The following is a 497-nucleotide window of genomic DNA, read 5'->3' as shown; positions in this document are numbered from 1 at the left end:
GGAGAAGACGAGGCTAGACAACCGGGAAACGCCGGAACGGTGATGCGGCGAAGGGACAAGCGTCATACGGCGGATAGGCAGTGAGGGAAATGGTTGGGGGGTAGAGCCCGGGCAGGCGGGCGATATCGGCCTTTGGGAGGCTGGCGTGGCGGCGAACCAGCGATAGCACCAGGCGCTCGTTGTACGGCCGCGCGCTGCTCTGGGTCGTGCCGCGGCTGAGGTCGTCCGACCGCCCCCTGCTCGTCCTGACGGCGCCAGCCACTTAATCTACCTCCGCCTGCTGCTACCCCCGCCTATCGCAGGTTGTGTCACAATGCCAGCGCCTCTGCCGCTATCAAACGTCAGCATTTGCCGCCCTGTCACTTACTAAATCCATCGGATTAATGTATTGCCAGGCGCTTTTGCTCGTGCTGATCATCGCCGTCAAGCAGGGCGGCAGGACACCGAGACCTGCTGAGCTGGCCCGCCCGGCCCAACCGGCGCCCCCAGGAGGCGAA

The 497-nt window shown here is 64.6% G+C and carries 1 protein-coding gene; it reads right to left on the bottom strand.

Annotated features, from left to right (window positions below):
- Positions 1–13: 13 nt before the first annotated feature.
- The gene (locus tag VW35_RS21760) at positions 14–262 is read right to left on the bottom strand and encodes a hypothetical protein (RefSeq protein WP_152662635.1); all 249 of its coding nucleotides are present in this window, start codon (positions 260–262) and stop codon (positions 14–16) included.
- Positions 263–497: the final 235 nt, after the last annotated feature.

The sequence above is a fragment of the Devosia soli genome (assembly GCF_000970455.1).
GTDB lineage: Bacteria > Pseudomonadota > Alphaproteobacteria > Rhizobiales > Devosiaceae > Devosia > Devosia soli.
This window is presented reverse-complemented; position numbering and strand designations above follow the sequence as displayed.